The sequence below is a fragment of the Ferrimonas sp. YIN67 genome (assembly GCF_057219095.1).
On record NZ_JBXVVJ010000009.1, the window covers coordinates 144481 to 158570 of the forward strand.

Here is a 14090-nt window from a genome sequence, read left to right on the forward strand (position 1 = left end):
GATGGGAGGCGATCATGTTGGATAGATTGACGGTTCTTGGGGAGAGTGCGGTGCATCCGTGCCGTATCGTGTGCCTCGCCGCGAAGGGGGGCGATCATGTTGGATAGACTGACGAGCTGGGCCGTTCATAACCGCCTGCTGGTGGTGCTCTTGCTGCTGGCCGCTTTAGGTGGCGTCCTGGCGCTGGTGCCGAAACTGGATCTCGACGCCTTTCCCGATGTGACCAACATCCAGGTCGACATCAATACCGCTGCGCAAGGGCTGGCGGCGGAGGAGGTGGAGCAACTGATCACCTACCCACTGGAGGCGTCTATGTACGCCCTGCCTGGGGTGACTCAGGTGCGCTCACTGTCCCGCACCGGCTTCTCCATGGTGACTGTGGTGTTCGAAGAGGGCACAGATATCTACTTTGCCCGTCAGCAGGTCAATGCCCAGCTGCAGGAGGCGCGGGAGATCATTCCCGACGGCGTCGGCACCCCGGAGATGGGTCCCAATACCTCGGGTCTGGGTCAGATCTACCAGTATCTGCTGCGGGCCGAGCCGGGCAGTGGCTATGACATCATGCAACTGCGTTCGCTCAACGACACCCTGGTGAAGTTGATGCTGATGCCGGTGGACGGCGTCACCGAAGTGCTCTCTTTTGGTGGCGAAGTGCGCCAATACCAGGTGCGGGTTGATCCGGACAAGTTGCTGGCGTTCGGTCTGACCCTGGACGATCTGACGGCGGCGCTGGAGGGCAACAACCGCAACACCGGCGGCTGGTTTATGCCCCGGGGCGAGGAGCAGTTCGTGGTGCGGGGCTACGGCTTTATACCGGCCGGTGAAGCCGGGCTGGATGCGATCCGGGCGCTGCCGCTGATCACCTTCAACGGCACGCCGATCACGGTGGCAGAGGTGGCGGAGGTCGGCTTTGGCTCGGAGATCCGGGTGGGTGCCCTGACCATGACCCGTCGCAATGACGAAGGGCAAGTGGAGGCCCTGGGCGAAGTGGTCTCCGGCGTGGTGCTCAAGCGCATGGGCGCCAACACCAAGACCACCATTGATGCCATCAAGGCGCGACTGCCGCAGATCCGCGCGGCCCTGCCGGATGGTGTGGTGCTGGAGCCCTACTATGATAACGCCGATCTGGTGGCCAAGGCGGTCACCACGGTGCGGGACGCGCTGGCCATCGCCTTCGTGCTGATCGTGGTGATCCTGGCGCTGTTCCTGCTCAATCTGCGGGCCACGCTGCTGGTGCTGGTGTCCATTCCCATCGCTATCGGTTTGACCCTGATGGTGATGGCCTACTTTGGCCTCTCTGCCAACCTGATGTCCCTGGGCGGCCTGGCCGTGGCCATCGGGATGCTGGTGGATGGCTCGGTGGTGATGGCGGAAAACATCTTCAAGCAGTTGTCGGCGAAAGGTAGCCAGACGGCACGCCAGCGCATCGCCGAGGCGGCCAAAGCTGTGGCACGGCCGGTGTTCTTCGCTACCAGCATCATCATCGTGGTGTTTGCGCCCCTGTTCACCCTGGAGGGGGTGGAGGGCAAGATGTTTCAGCCGATGGCGGTGAGCATCATCCTGGCCATGCTGGCGGCGCTGTTTACCGCCCTGGTGGTGGTGCCGGCGCTGGCGGCCTATCTGTTCCCCAAGCCGGTGGAGGTCAAACCCAGCCCGCTGCTGGTACCGATCGAAAACGGCTACCGGCGGCTGCTGGGTCGAGTGATCGACCAGCCCAAGGCGGTGGTGGCCAGTGCGCTGGCGTTGCTGCTGGCCACGGCACTGGTGGTGCCGCGCCTGGGCACCGAGTTCGTGCCTGAGCTGGAGGAGGGGACGCTCAATATCCGGGTGACCCTGGCCCCCACCGCCAGCCTGGAGACCTCGCTGGCGGTGGCACCCAAGCTGGAAGCCCTGCTGATGGAGTTTCCCGAGGTTACCTATGCGGTCAGCCGCATTGGTGCCCCAGAAATAGGCGGCGATCCCGAGCCGATCAACAACATCGAGATCTACGTTGGGGTGCTGCCCATTGAGCAGTGGACCTCGGCCCGGGATCGCTTTGAGTTGCAGGCGCTGATGGAGGCCAAGCTGTCGGTTCATCCGGGTTTGCTGCTGACCTTCTCCCAGCCCATCGCCACCCGAGTGGATGAGCTGTTGTCCGGGGTGCGCGCCCAACTGGCGATCAAGCTGTTCGGCCCGGATCTGGATGTGCTGGCCGACAAAGGGGGTGAGATCGAAGCCCTGGTGCAACGCGTCGACGGTGCCTCCGACGTGGCAATGGAGCAGATCGCCGGCGAGCTGCAGCTGGTGGTGCGGCCGGATCGCTACGCCCTGGCACGCTATGGCATGACGGTGGATCAGGTGCTGCAGCTGGTGTCCGACGGTGTCGGGGGCGTCAACGCCGGTCAGGTGATCGATGGCAACGCCCGTTACGACATCCAGGTGCGTTACCAGGAGTCCTTCCGTCAGGATCCGGATGCGCTGGCCAACCTGGTGCTGCGCAGCCCCGACGGCGCCCTGGTGCGCATGGGGGACGTCGCCGAGATCGCCATGGAATCCGCGCCGCCCAACATTCGGCGCGACGACGTGCAGCGCCGGGTGGTGATCCAGGCCAACGTGGTGGGCCGGGACATGGGCTCTGTGGTCAGCGATATCTACGCAATCATCGAGGCCGAGGCGGACTTGCCCGCCGGTTACGCGGTGCAGATCGGCGGCCAGTATGAGAGTCAGCAGCGGGCGCAAAAGCGCCTGGCCATCGTGGTGCCGATCTCGGTGGCGCTGATCGCCCTGTTGCTGTTCTTCTCCTTTGGCTCCGTGGGTCAGGCGATGCTGGTGATGGCTAACGTCCCGCTGGCGCTGATCGGCGGGGTGTTGAGCTTGTGGATCACCGGCACCTATCTGTCGGTGCCGTCCTCCATCGGCTTTATCACCCTGTTTGGTTTGGCGGTGCTCAACGGCGTGGTGCTGGTGGACGCCATCAACCAGCGGCTGGCGACTGGTGAAGCGCTGGGAACGGCGGTGTTTGAGGGGGCGATCAGCCGCTTGCGTCCTGTGCTGATGACCGCGCTGACCTCGGCATTGGGGCTTATTCCCGTGATCCTCTCTTCCGGTGTGGGCTCCGAGGTGCAGCGCCCCCTGGCGATGGTGATCATCGGCGGCTTGATCACTTCGACCCTGCTTACCCTGTTGGTGCTGCCGACCCTCTACCGGCGTTTTCCGCCCAAGGCGGTCGATACCAGTTATTGAGTTCGATTTCTGGGGCGTGTCAGCGGGGATCATGAGCCCGTCGCCTAACCCGGGTCTCATGTGCAGGATCTTTCGCTGAATTGCTCCAGGCCCTGATCCCCCAGTGGGATCGGGGCCTTTTTGCGAGTGTGGTTTCATGGGCCTGGGTGGTTGACTTGGGCTGATGCTCCACCCGTCTTTTCGCCGACGTCGAGGACGGCTCCGACTCTGGAGGTTGAGTTACCGCTGTTTCTGGCGAAGCATGACTCAACGTAAAAGACTCGTCAGGAGCCGCCGCAGTGAAGGCAAAGGGGGTTGTGGCGGGCGCGTAGCCGGGCGAAGCCTCACTCTCTTCAAAGAGCTAAGCTGCCGTCGCCAGCGCGACAAACCAATTTAGTTTCCTAGGGCAGGTTAGCCGCGCAGCGGCGTAACCTGCCGTTGCACATTATGGTGGGTCACCGCGTTGATTCAGGAGCTGGAAAACGATGGCTTACGCTGCGCTAAGCCTCCCTATGTAGAGCTAGGTTCACCCTTAGTTTCGTCGGGTTGGTTAGCCGCGCAGCGGCGTGATCGACCGCTGCACAGGCCATCAACAAAAAACGGCCTCCGTCGACGGTGGCGAGATCATCGCATTTTGTTTCTCTACGCCGCTGTCAGTACACTGGAGCAAAGTGTTTAGCAGAGATCCTTATGACCCAGTATCAATGCCTGCCTCTGGCACAGTTTGATGCCCTGGCCGAACAGGACGGGGTGCAGATCGTCGATATCCGTGATGCCAATGCCTATGCGGCGGGGCACATTCCAGGAGCCGTGCATCTGCACAATGGCAACCTGGCCGAATTTATTCTCAATGCCGAGTTCGACGATCCCCTGGTGGTGTGCTGCTACCACGGGATCTCCAGCCAAGGAGCCGCCGCCTACCTGGCCGAGCAGGGCTTCGAGCAGGTCTATAGCCTGGATGGCGGTTTCGAGGGCTGGAGTAAACACCGCCTGACACAGCAACTGGCGGCCCAGGAGACGGGCGAATGATGGAAGTCGGCGTCCTCGGCGATCCTCGTGCCGCCCAGGCGCTGGTGGACTATATGGCGACCCAGGGGATCGCGGCTCAGTTGCAGCCGGCCGAGGATGGGATCGCCATTGTGGTAGAAGCCCCCCTGTATCATCGGGGTCGTGAGGAGTATGAACGCTTCCTGGCCGATCCTTACCACCGTCGCTATATGGCCGCCTCCTGGGAGTCCGGCGCGGTGCCACAGCGTGGTGAGGGTGCCAGGTTCGATTACGGTGCGCCCGGATTGCAGTTTCTCCAGTCGTTGATCACTCAGTCTGGGCCCTTGACCCTGTCGCTGTTGATTGTGTGTGGTGGGATCTGGCTGTTTTGGAACATTGGCTTTGCCCAAAGCATCTTTAATGCGACCCACTTCTTTGCCAGCTGGGAGGCGATGGCCAGTGGACAGTGGTGGCGCTTCTTCACCCCATCGGTGATCCATTTTTCTGCCATGCATGTGGTGTTCAACCTGTTGTGGTGGTGGTATCTGGGGGGGCGTATCGAGCGGGAGCGTGGCGCTGGTACCTTGGCCATCTTGCTGTTGGTGGCGGGAACCTTGCCCAACCTGGCGCAGTTTGCCCTGGTGGGACCCAACTTCGGCGGCCTGTCCGGGGTGGTCTACGCTCTGGTGGGCTATTGCTGGATCAGCGGTCGCTTCAACCCCCATTCGCCCCTGGCGCTGCCGCCGGCCTATGTCGGCTTCCTGCTGCTCTGGCTGGTGCTGGGCTTTATGGGGATGATGAACATGGCCAACTATGCCCACCTGGGAGGACTGTTGGTCGGCGTGGCTCAGGCCCTGCTGGACAGTCGGACGCGACGATAAGCGTCACTTTGCAGACAGCAAAAAGCCCGTGACGCTTTGCATCACGGGCTTTTTGATGAAAGAGCGGCCCTGCACTTCGACGAGATGTGGATGGCAGGTTACGCTCGCTACGCGAGCTAACACTGCCCTACATCTCGTTCAGTCATACAGGTATTTGGTGAACAGCAGGTTGGCCAGCAGGGGTTGGCCGGTCTCCTCGGTCAGGATGGCGTTGATGGTATCAAAGCAGTCCCGCCGGATCGCTTCTCGCCCGGTGAGGGATTTGATCTGGGCTTCACTCTGTTGCCCCAGGATCTCCACGACAGTGGCGCGGATCAGGGGCGCATGGTGCTCGACGATCTCAATGGTCTCGAGATCTTTGAGCATTAATTCGACCTCGACCCGGACATAACCAAAGCGGCGTCCCTCGGTCAGGTAGTTGGTGACGATCTCCGGCTCCAGGCCATAGTAGCCGTAGTTATCGTGGGCGACATCCCCTGCTGTCAGCTTGGCATGGATGTCTGCCTGGGCAGGCGAGATGACCATTATCGCAGCAATAAGTAGGCCAATCAGGGTCTTCACAAGTATTTTCTCCCACAGGTGGATTATTTGAAATCTACCTTTCTCGTGGCGGTTTTGGCAAGTCGATGGGGTCTGATACTATTGGGCTACGCTGACCCAAAGGACCCCGGATGCAAGCCGTAACCCTCATCGATGCCCTAGAGCCAGGCCCTGCTCTGGCTAGCTGGTTGACCGATCCCAACTCACTGACCCTGAGATTGAAGACCCAGTGCCGTCGATTCGAGGTGGAGTGTCTGTGTGAGTGGCGGGCTCCGGCTGCCCAGGCGGGACCCGGGTGGCAGGCCGCCGAGCCCATCTGGTGCCGAGAGGTTTTGCTCAGGTTGGATGGTGTGCCCTGGGTCTATGCGTTGACCGAGGTGCCTCTGGCGACTTTTGCCGCGGGGGATATCGATTTTCAGAACCTGGGCAGTCAACCCTTGGGGGAGGCCCTGTTTGGCAGTGCTCGGATGCGTAAGGGACCATTGACGGTGCAAAGGTACTCCCCTGAGAGTCGAGCGGCCGAGGTGGCTCGGGAGCAGGGGCAGGCGGTCGCGTCCGCTTTATGGGGCCGCAGTCGTCAATTTTTCCTCTCTGAGCGGCCACTGAGGGTCAATGAGATCTTTCTTCCCTTTGCTGAGCGGATCATTGGTTAGCTATTTCGCTCTTTCTTTGGCTCGTCGCTTTGGCAAGGTGATTGAGCCGGTCAATGGCTGGTCTCTTTGTGCTGGTCGTCGTCCAGATGTTCGGTGCGACGGTGAGGGTCAAACTCCAACTCTTTGTGAACTGGCGCAAAATGTGAATGTTATGGTTTGGCAGAGTGTCCCTTTTGGGTCACACTGTGACTTATATTTGTGAAGGATAATATATCGATGCGACTGCTCAGTGTGCTTATGCTGATCTTCGCCCTGTTTGCTCAGGGTGCGGTTGCTCGTGTCCATTTGATGCCGTCGATGCCGGTCGATATGACCACCATGGCGCATGACGACCATGCTCAATCCACCCCGGAACCACATTGCGATAGGATGGCGATGGCCCAGCATGACTGCTGTGATGAGCCCATGCCGGTCGATTGCCATGATGCCAAGACGCCCTGTGAGGGCGAATGTGGGCAGTGCAAGGTGTTCAGTCCAGCCGGGGTGGCCCTTGTCAGTCAGGTAACCTTTTCCTTGCCCTCTCGGCCGCAGCGGTGCGCCGGGAAGATCCAGACCTTTCATGCCGTGGTTCTGTCGGTCGACAGTCCTCCTCCGATAGCCTGATCCCTTTTATTCGAACCTGTTGTCCGTACTGAGTTTTGCTCGGGACGTGCTGTTGCGATCCCTATTCGCCAGCCTGTTGTATCTGCCGCCGAGAACGCTCGGTGGTAACGAATAATTTGGAGTCATCATGACCAAGCTGTCCTTTCCCGTATTGATGGTCGCCGCTGCGGCGATCCTGTTTTCCTTTGTGCCCGCTCACGCCGCCGAGTCCGCTGCCGAGCATCACTGTCCCCACGCTCAAGCCCAATCCCACTCTGGCAAGGCCTCCTGTTGCGCAAAGCACAAGGGGGCGTCCGGTGAAACAAAAGATTGTCCACACCAGGGAGCCCATGCCGGTCACCATGGTCATCATAAGATGGGTAAGATGGTGGCTGGGGCCGATACCCATGCCTGCCCTATGCACCCCAAGATCACCGGTCAGGCCGGTGATGAATGCCCCAAGTGCGGCATGAAGTTGGAGCCTGTGGCCGGACACGCAGCGGTTCATACCCATGATTGCCCCATGCACCCGGAAGTGACCGGGGTAAAGGGGGACAGCTGTCCAAAATGTGGCATGTGGCTGGAGCCCAAAGGGGGCGACAGCGCCTCGGTCTACCACTGCCCCATGCACCCGAAGATCCTCGGTCATGAAGGCGATGAGTGTCCGAAGTGTGGTATGGCCCTGACGCCCATGAGTGAGAAGAGCGCCATGGCCGGTCATGGTCATCATGGCCATCACTAAGGCCTGAAGGAGAGCCTGCCATGTGTAACAAATGCGACTGTGACGGCCAGAGCCGGCACGCTGTAAGGACGACCCGAGTGGCAACCGCGATCGTGCTGGCTTTGATGCTGGCACCGGTGGCCTGGACCTTGGCCCAAGCGCAGCCGGCGGCGTCACCGTCGGTCGTACAACGGCAGGCTCATACCCATGCCTGTCCCATGCATCCGGAGCAAACCGGGGTTGCAGGGGATCGTTGTGCCCTGTGCAATATGTTCCTGACGCCCACTGAGGCCGTGGCTTCTGGCGGTAAGGAGCATGCCGCTCATGAGGGGGCGGCTCATACTCACGCCTGTCCCATGCATCCGGAGGAAACGGGCGCAGAGGGGGATCGCTGCCCCATCTGCAACATGTTCCTGACGCCCACTGAGGCCGTGGCTTCTGACGGTGAGGAGCATGCCGCTCATGAGGGGACGGCTCATACTCATGCCTGTCCCATGCATCCGGAGGAAACGGGCGCAGAGGGGGATCGCTGCCCCATCTGCAACATGTTCCTGACGCCCACTGAGGCCGTGGCTTCTGACGGTGAGGAGCATGCCGCTCATGAGGGGACGGCTCATACTCATGCCTGTCCCATGCATCCGGAGGAAACGGGCGCAGAGGGGGATCGCTGCCCCATCTGCAACATGTTCCTGACGCCCACTGAGGCCGTGGCTTCTGACGGTGAGGAGCATGCCGCTCATGAGGGGACGGCTCATACTCATGCCTGTCCCATGCATCCGGAGGAAACGGGCGCGAAGGGGGATCGCTGCCCCATCTGTAACATGTTCCTGACGCCGATCTTGCAAAGCGGTGAGGAGGAGGAAGAGGTGGGTGCGCACGCGAGTCATGCCAGTCATGGCGAGGCCAAGACATTGGGCCTGGATCCCCTGCCCGAGGCATTGCCCGGCACCGAGACGGCAGCGGAAGGCACCATCAAGTATGTTTGTCCCATGCACCCTCATATCGTGTCCGATGAGCCGGGAACTTGCCCCATCTGTGGCATGAACCTGGAGCAGGTGACCATGGGGGCGGCCACCGAGGAGATCGTGGTGGGGATCTCCGGCGGCATGCAGCAGGCCCTGGGTGTGCGCACCGAAGCGGTGGAGCGTGGCACTCTGTGGCAGTACATCAAGACTCTGGGTACTGTGCAGTACAACGAGGATGCCATCCATCATGTTCACACCCGGGTGACCGGTTGGGTGGAGAAACTGGCGGTGACGACGGTGGGCCAGCAGGTGGCCAAGGGGGATCTGCTCTATGAGCTCTACTCGCCCGAGCTGATCAACGCCCAGGACGATTATCTGCAGGCCCTGGACTACCTCAAAAGCGATAAGCAAAGGGGCAGTGAGTTGCTGCGCAAGGCCCGTCTGCGCCTGGAGCTGTTGGGGATCTCGGAATCGGTGATCCGCCGACTGGAGCGCAGCGGAGATAGCCTGTACCGCGTGCCTTTCTATGCCGATCGCAGTGGGGTGGTGAGCCGCCTGACGATGCGTGATGGCATGTACATTCAGCCCGGAGAGACCCAGATTGAGCTGGTGGATCTCTCTACCGTCTGGGTGATCGCCGATGTGTTTGAGAATGAGCAGAGCTGGCTGGAGCTGGGCAGGCCGGCGGATGTGACCGCTGCCGCCCAGGGGCTGTTCGAGATCGAGGGAAGCATCGATTACATCTATCCGGAGCTGGATCCCACCACGCGCGCGATGCAGGTTCGGATCAAGCTGCCCAATCCCGAAGATCAGCCAGGGGGGCAGCTGCGCCCCGGCACCCTGGTGGATGTCGAGCTGTATGGTGGGCCTAAGCGCAATCTGCTGACGGTGCCCACGGAGGCGCTGATCCTCACCGGTCGGGAGAACCGGGTGGTGGTGCAACGTGAGGATGCCGGCTTTGCCTCGGTGCCGGTGCGCCTGGGGATGATGAGCCAGGGTAAGGCGGAGATCCTCGAGGGGATCAACGAAGGCGATCGGGTGGTGGTCTCCGGCCAGTTCCTGCTCGACTCCGAGGCCAGTATCCAGGGCAGCCTGCGGCGGATGAGTCAGCAGAGTGAAAGCCAGAGCGCGGACCCCCATGCCGGTCACAACCATTAAGGAAGCGCAGTGATGCTAGAGAAAATCATCAGTGCCTCATTAAGGCAAAGGCTCTTGATTGGTGGTGCTGATCATCAACGCAAGTGTCTGGAGGCAGCATGTTAGAAAAGATCATTAGTGCCTCCCTGCGACAACGGGCCATGGTGCTGATCATCACCGCCGTGATCGCCCTCTATGGCTGGCAGGCGATGCGCAGCACGCCGCTGGATGCCTTGCCGGATCTGTCCGATGTGCAGGTGATCGTCAAGACCTCCTATCCGGGGCAGGCCCCCCAATTGGTGGAAGATCAGATCACCTACCCGCTCTCCACCGCTATGCTGGCGGTGCCGGGGGCGCGGACGGTGCGGGGCTTCTCCATGTTTGGTGACAGCTTCGTCTACGTGATCTTTGAAGATGGCACCGACATCTACTGGGCCCGCTCCCGTGTGCTGGAGTATCTGTCGCAGATCCAGGAGCAGCTGCCTCCCGGGGTCTCTCCTGCGCTGGGGCCGGATGCCTCCGGCGTCGGCTGGGTGTACCAGTACGCCCTGGTGGACCGCACAGGGAAGCAGGATCTGGCTCAGCTGCGATCCCTGCAGGACTGGTTTTTGAAACTGGAGCTGCAGAGCGTGGCCGGGGTGTCCGAGGTGGCCACGGTCGGCGGCATGGAGCAGGCTTATCAGATCGTGGTGGACCCCCATAAGCTGGCGCTCTACCGGTTGGATCTGATGGCGGTGAAACAGGCGCTGGATAACAATAACGCCTCGGTGGGCGGCTCGGTGATCGAGATGGCGGAAGCCGAATACATGATCACCGCGTCCGGATATCGCCAGTCTCTCAGGGATTTCGAGGAAATTCCGTTAGGCATTGTCTCCGAGTCCGGCAGCCCGGTGTTGATGAAGGATGTGGCCCAGTTACGTCTGGGGCCGGCGGCCCGCCGGGGCATCGCCGAGCTGGATGGTTTGGGGGAAGTGGTCGGTGGCATCGTGGTGATGCGTTACGGTGAAAATGCCCTTACCACCATTGAGAACGTCAAGGCCAAGCTGGGTCAGATCCAGTCGGGCCTACCCGAAGGGGTCGAGATCGTTCCCACCTATGATCGCAGTGAGCTGATCCTCTCCTCGGTCGATAACCTCAAGCATAAGGTGCTGGAGGAGATCGCCGTGGTGGCCCTGGTCTGCCTGGTGTTCCTGCTCCATGCCCGCTCCACCCTGGTGGCTGTGGTCTCCCTGCCCCTGTCGATCCTGATCAGCTTCATTGTCATGGGCTGGATGGGGGTTAATGCCAACATCATGAGTCTGGGAGGGATCGCCATCGCCATCGGTGCCGTGGTGGATGCCGCCATCGTGATGGTGGAGAACGCCCACAAACATCTCGAGCATTATCGGGAGGAGCATGGCAAGGCCCCGGAGGGGGAGGCCCATTGGCGCCTGATCAAAGAGGCCTCGGTGGAGGTCGGCCCGGCGCTGTTCTTCAGTTTGCTGATCATCACCCTGAGCTTTGTTCCTGTGTTTGCCCTGGAAGCCCAGGAGGGGCGCCTGTTCCACCCCCTGGCCTACACCAAGACCTTTGCCATGGCGGCCTCGGCGGTACTGGCGATCACCCTGATCCCGGTACTCATGGGCTACTTCGTTCGGGGCAAGATCCCCGATGAGCGGAAGAATCCGGTCAGCCGGATCTTGATCGCCCTCTACCAACCGCTGCTGACCGGCGTATTGAAGTTTCCCAAGGTAACCCTGTTGGTGGCGCTGGTGGCACTGGCCAGTGCCTACCTGCCCATCTCCCGCATGGGCTCGGAGTTTATGCCCGAGCTGGCGGAGGGGGATCTGCTCTATATGCCCACCACCCTGCCGGGCGTCAGTGCCGGCAAGGCGGCGGAGATCCTGCAGCAGACGGACCGCCTGATCAAAACGGTGCCCGAGGTGAAACGGGTGTTTGGCAAGGTTGGGCGGGCCGATACGGCGACGGATCCGGCCCCCCTGACCATGCTGGAAACCACCATCATGCTCAAGCCACAGGAGGCGTGGCGCGAGGGGATGACCATGGAGGGGATCATTGCCGAACTGCAGCGCACCGTGCGGGTGCCGGGCATTACCAATGCCTGGGTGCAGCCGATCAAGACCCGGATTGACATGCTTTCCACCGGGGTGCGTACCCCGGTGGGGGTGAAGATCTCCGGGGCGAACGTCGAGGAACTTGAACGTATCGGTGGTGAAATTGAGGCGATCCTGGCGCCACTGCCTGGGACCACCTCGGCCTTTGCCCAGCGCACCGGTGGCGGCCGCTACATCGACATTGAGCCGAACCTGACCGCAGCGGCGCGCTACGGCATGACCCTCAAGGATATTCAGGACGTGGTGCAGATGGCCATCGGCGGCATGACCGTGGGGGAGTCGGTGCAGGGCCAGGAGCGCTATCCCATCAATGTGCGTTACCCACGGGAGCTGAGGGATAACATCGAGAAGCTGCGCAAACTGCCGGTACTGACCAAGACGGGTAAATATGTGCCCCTGGAAAACCTGGCGTCCCTGACCATCTCGGACGGTGCCCCCATGCTGGCCAGTGAAAATGGCCGGCTGATCTCCTGGGTGTTTGTGGATATCGATCCCGCGGTGATCTCCATCGGTGAATACATTCAGCAGGCCCGCGGGGCCATGGATGAGCGGCTCAGCCTGCCGCCACGCTACTCCGTCAGCTTCGCCGGTCAGTACGAGTATATGCAGCGGGTCGAGGCCAAGATGGAGCTGGTGATCCCCGTGATGCTGGCGGTGATCTTCCTGCTGCTGATGATGACCTTTGGCTCCGTGGCTCAGGCGTCGGTGATCATGCTCAGCCTGCCCTTTGCCCTGGTGGGCAGCGCCTGGCTGCTCTATCTGCTGGACTACAACCTGTCGGTGGCCGTGGCCGTGGGGATGATCGCCCTGGCGGGCGTGGCCGCGGAGTTCGGCGTGGTGATGCAGGTGTATCTCAATAACACCATCAAGGCCTACAAGGCACGGGGCCAGATGGCCAGCGCCGAGGATCTCAAGGCCGCTTTGATAGAAGGCGCAGTGATGCGCATTCGACCCAAGGCGATGACGGTAGCCACCATCTTCTTCGGGTTACTGCCCATTATGTGGGGCGGTGGAACGGGGAACGAGGTGATGCAGAAGATCGCGGCTCCGATGGTGGGCGGCATGGTCACTGCGCCATTGCTGTCGCTGTTTGTGATCCCGGCGATCTATCTGCTGATCTACCGGCGTGGCTTGGCTAAGGCGGAAGGGGAAACATGAGGTGATGCACTAAATCCTATGCCCCCATGGTGGGCGGCATGCGCTTTTGCAGAGCAGTGCACCATTGCTGTCGCTGTTTGTGATCCCGGCGATCTATCTGCTGATCTACCGGCGAGGGCTGGGCAAGGTAACCGAGGTCAAATGAGGTGATGCACAAACACCAACGCCCCCATGGTGGGCGGCATGCGCTTTTGCAGAGCAGTGCACCATTGCTGTCGCTGTTTGTGATCCCGGCGATCTATCTGCTGATCTACCGACGGGATCCGGGGAAGGCCGCTTCGTAGGGCAGGTTAGCCCGCTTGCGGGCGTAACCTGCCGTCAAGGTGACACCCGACCCCGCGTCACCAAAGGGGATCGGTTGCGGCCACTGGCCGAAATACACACTAACCCGGGAAGCCCCAAGACGGGCTTCCCGTAATATCCAAGAGACGTAATACAATGTGGAAAACCCTGTCTGCCAGCTTGGTGCTGGCTTTGAGTCTGTCTGCCTGCGGCCAGAATGAAACCGCTGGCTTCGGCGCCTCCGAGTTCGCCCAGTTGGATCATAAGGCCGCCGTGCTCAAAAGCCATGAGTGGTATCGCAACGACGATGGCACTGTGGTGCGTATCCATCCCGATCGGATCAACGCCCTCTTTGCCGATGGCACCGAGGCCAATGTCGCCATTCCGGAAGATGAGTTCTTTCTTTCCATCGCCCCTTGGGTGACTTTCACCCACCCTTGCGGCAACCACGTGCCAACGGGTTGTACCGGTGAACTGATCGGTGAGCCCATGCATATGTCGGCGGTGGATGTCGACAGCGGTGAGGAGGTGCTGAATCGGATGATCACCACTCAGCACGACGGCTTTATCGACTTTTGGGTGCCGGCCCGGCGCAATCTGGCGTTCACCTTCCATTACGAGCATCCAGAGTTCGGCCTGCTGGAAGCCAAGGAGGTGTTGCCCACATTTGAGGACAGCCGTACCTGTATCACCACCATGCAGCTTAAGCCAAGGATGGGTGAGGCTGTGGCCGGTCATACAGGTCATCACAAGCATCACTAATCGTGTTTATCGAGTAAGGAGCGGGCGCTTTGGCGCCCGCTCCTTGTATCCACTGTCGCATTGATCTCGATCAAGCTAATTATGGGCAATCGAGCCACAATATGACC

General features: G+C 61.0%; 11 protein-coding genes. 10 read left to right on the plus strand and 1 reads right to left on the minus strand.

The window, feature by feature from the left end; all coding sequences use genetic code 11:
* Positions 1-96 precede the first annotated feature (96 nt).
* From AC2D8U_RS17540 to glpG, 3 genes are all read left to right on the plus strand, one after another.
* Positions 97-3222, plus strand: coding sequence for an efflux RND transporter permease subunit (locus AC2D8U_RS17540; RefSeq protein ID WP_484620369.1), 3126 nt, complete (start codon positions 97-99; stop codon positions 3220-3222).
* Between the two features lie 669 nt (positions 3223-3891).
* Entirely contained in the window at positions 3892-4230 is a 339-nt protein-coding gene (gene glpE / locus AC2D8U_RS17545; protein WP_484620370.1) for a thiosulfate sulfurtransferase GlpE, read from the plus strand.
* Positions 4227-5069 (plus strand): rhomboid family intramembrane serine protease GlpG, encoded by an 843-nt coding sequence (gene glpG, locus AC2D8U_RS17550; RefSeq protein WP_484620371.1) that lies wholly within the window; start codon positions 4227-4229, stop codon positions 5067-5069. Before glpE ends, glpG begins: the two co-directional genes overlap by 4 nt.
* Before the next feature lie 138 nt (positions 5070-5207).
* On the opposite strand, the gene AC2D8U_RS17555 is transcribed toward glpG, so the two are convergent.
* A complete protein-coding gene (locus tag AC2D8U_RS17555) occupies positions 5208-5630 on the minus strand; it encodes a flagellar basal body-associated protein FliL (RefSeq protein ID WP_484620372.1) in 423 nt (140 codons plus the stop codon).
* Between the two features lie 110 nt (positions 5631-5740).
* On the opposite strand from AC2D8U_RS17555, the gene AC2D8U_RS17560 reads away from it, so the two are divergent.
* From AC2D8U_RS17560 to AC2D8U_RS17590, 7 genes are all read left to right on the plus strand, one after another.
* Positions 5741-6262, plus strand: a complete 522-nt coding sequence (locus tag AC2D8U_RS17560) for a chorismate--pyruvate lyase family protein (RefSeq protein ID WP_484620373.1) — start codon at positions 5741-5743, stop codon at positions 6260-6262.
* Between the two features lie 216 nt (positions 6263-6478).
* On the plus strand, positions 6479-6865 hold the full coding sequence (locus AC2D8U_RS17565) for a hypothetical protein (protein ID WP_484620374.1): 387 nt from the start codon (positions 6479-6481) through the stop codon (positions 6863-6865).
* A 127-nt stretch (positions 6866-6992) separates the two neighbouring features.
* Positions 6993-7586 carry a heavy metal-binding domain-containing protein gene (locus tag AC2D8U_RS17570; RefSeq protein ID WP_484620375.1) on the plus strand — a complete coding sequence of 198 codons (594 nt, stop codon included), beginning with the start codon at positions 6993-6995 and terminating at the stop codon, positions 7584-7586.
* 77 nt (positions 7587-7663) lie between these two features.
* Complete coding sequence (locus AC2D8U_RS17575; RefSeq protein ID WP_484620376.1) at positions 7664-9688, plus strand: efflux RND transporter periplasmic adaptor subunit; 2025 nt, start codon at positions 7664-7666, stop codon at positions 9686-9688.
* 98 nt (positions 9689-9786) lie between these two features.
* Positions 9787-12939 carry an efflux RND transporter permease subunit gene (locus AC2D8U_RS17580; RefSeq protein ID WP_484620377.1) on the plus strand — a complete coding sequence of 1051 codons (3153 nt, stop codon included), beginning with the start codon at positions 9787-9789 and terminating at the stop codon, positions 12937-12939.
* A 149-nt stretch (positions 12940-13088) separates the two neighbouring features.
* Positions 13089-13223, plus strand: coding sequence for a hypothetical protein (locus tag AC2D8U_RS17585; RefSeq protein ID WP_484620378.1), 135 nt, complete (start codon positions 13089-13091; stop codon positions 13221-13223).
* 154 nt (positions 13224-13377) lie between these two features.
* Complete coding sequence (locus AC2D8U_RS17590) at positions 13378-13983, plus strand: CueP family metal-binding protein (RefSeq protein WP_484620379.1); 606 nt, start codon at positions 13378-13380, stop codon at positions 13981-13983.
* The last annotated feature ends 107 nt before the right edge of the window (positions 13984-14090 follow it).

What these genes read in the sequence shown, in the direction of transcription:
- AC2D8U_RS17540 (WP_484620369.1), top strand. Translation starts at nt 97, where the DNA reads ATGTTGGATAGACTGACGAGCTGGGCCGTTCATAACCGCCTGCTGGTG.
- glpE (WP_484620370.1), top strand. Translation starts at nt 3,892, where the DNA reads ATGACCCAGTATCAATGCCTGCCTCTGGCACAGTTTGATGCCCTGGCC.
- glpG (WP_484620371.1), top strand. Translation starts at nt 4,227, where the DNA reads ATGATGGAAGTCGGCGTCCTCGGCGATCCTCGTGCCGCCCAGGCGCTG.
- AC2D8U_RS17560 (WP_484620373.1), top strand. Translation starts at nt 5,741, where the DNA reads ATGCAAGCCGTAACCCTCATCGATGCCCTAGAGCCAGGCCCTGCTCTG.
- AC2D8U_RS17565 (WP_484620374.1), top strand. Translation starts at nt 6,479, where the DNA reads ATGCGACTGCTCAGTGTGCTTATGCTGATCTTCGCCCTGTTTGCTCAG.
- AC2D8U_RS17570 (WP_484620375.1), top strand. Translation starts at nt 6,993, where the DNA reads ATGACCAAGCTGTCCTTTCCCGTATTGATGGTCGCCGCTGCGGCGATC.
- AC2D8U_RS17580 (WP_484620377.1), top strand. Translation starts at nt 9,787, where the DNA reads ATGTTAGAAAAGATCATTAGTGCCTCCCTGCGACAACGGGCCATGGTG.
- AC2D8U_RS17585 (WP_484620378.1), top strand. Translation starts at nt 13,089, where the DNA reads ATGCACAAACACCAACGCCCCCATGGTGGGCGGCATGCGCTTTTGCAG.
- AC2D8U_RS17590 (WP_484620379.1), top strand. Translation starts at nt 13,378, where the DNA reads ATGTGGAAAACCCTGTCTGCCAGCTTGGTGCTGGCTTTGAGTCTGTCT.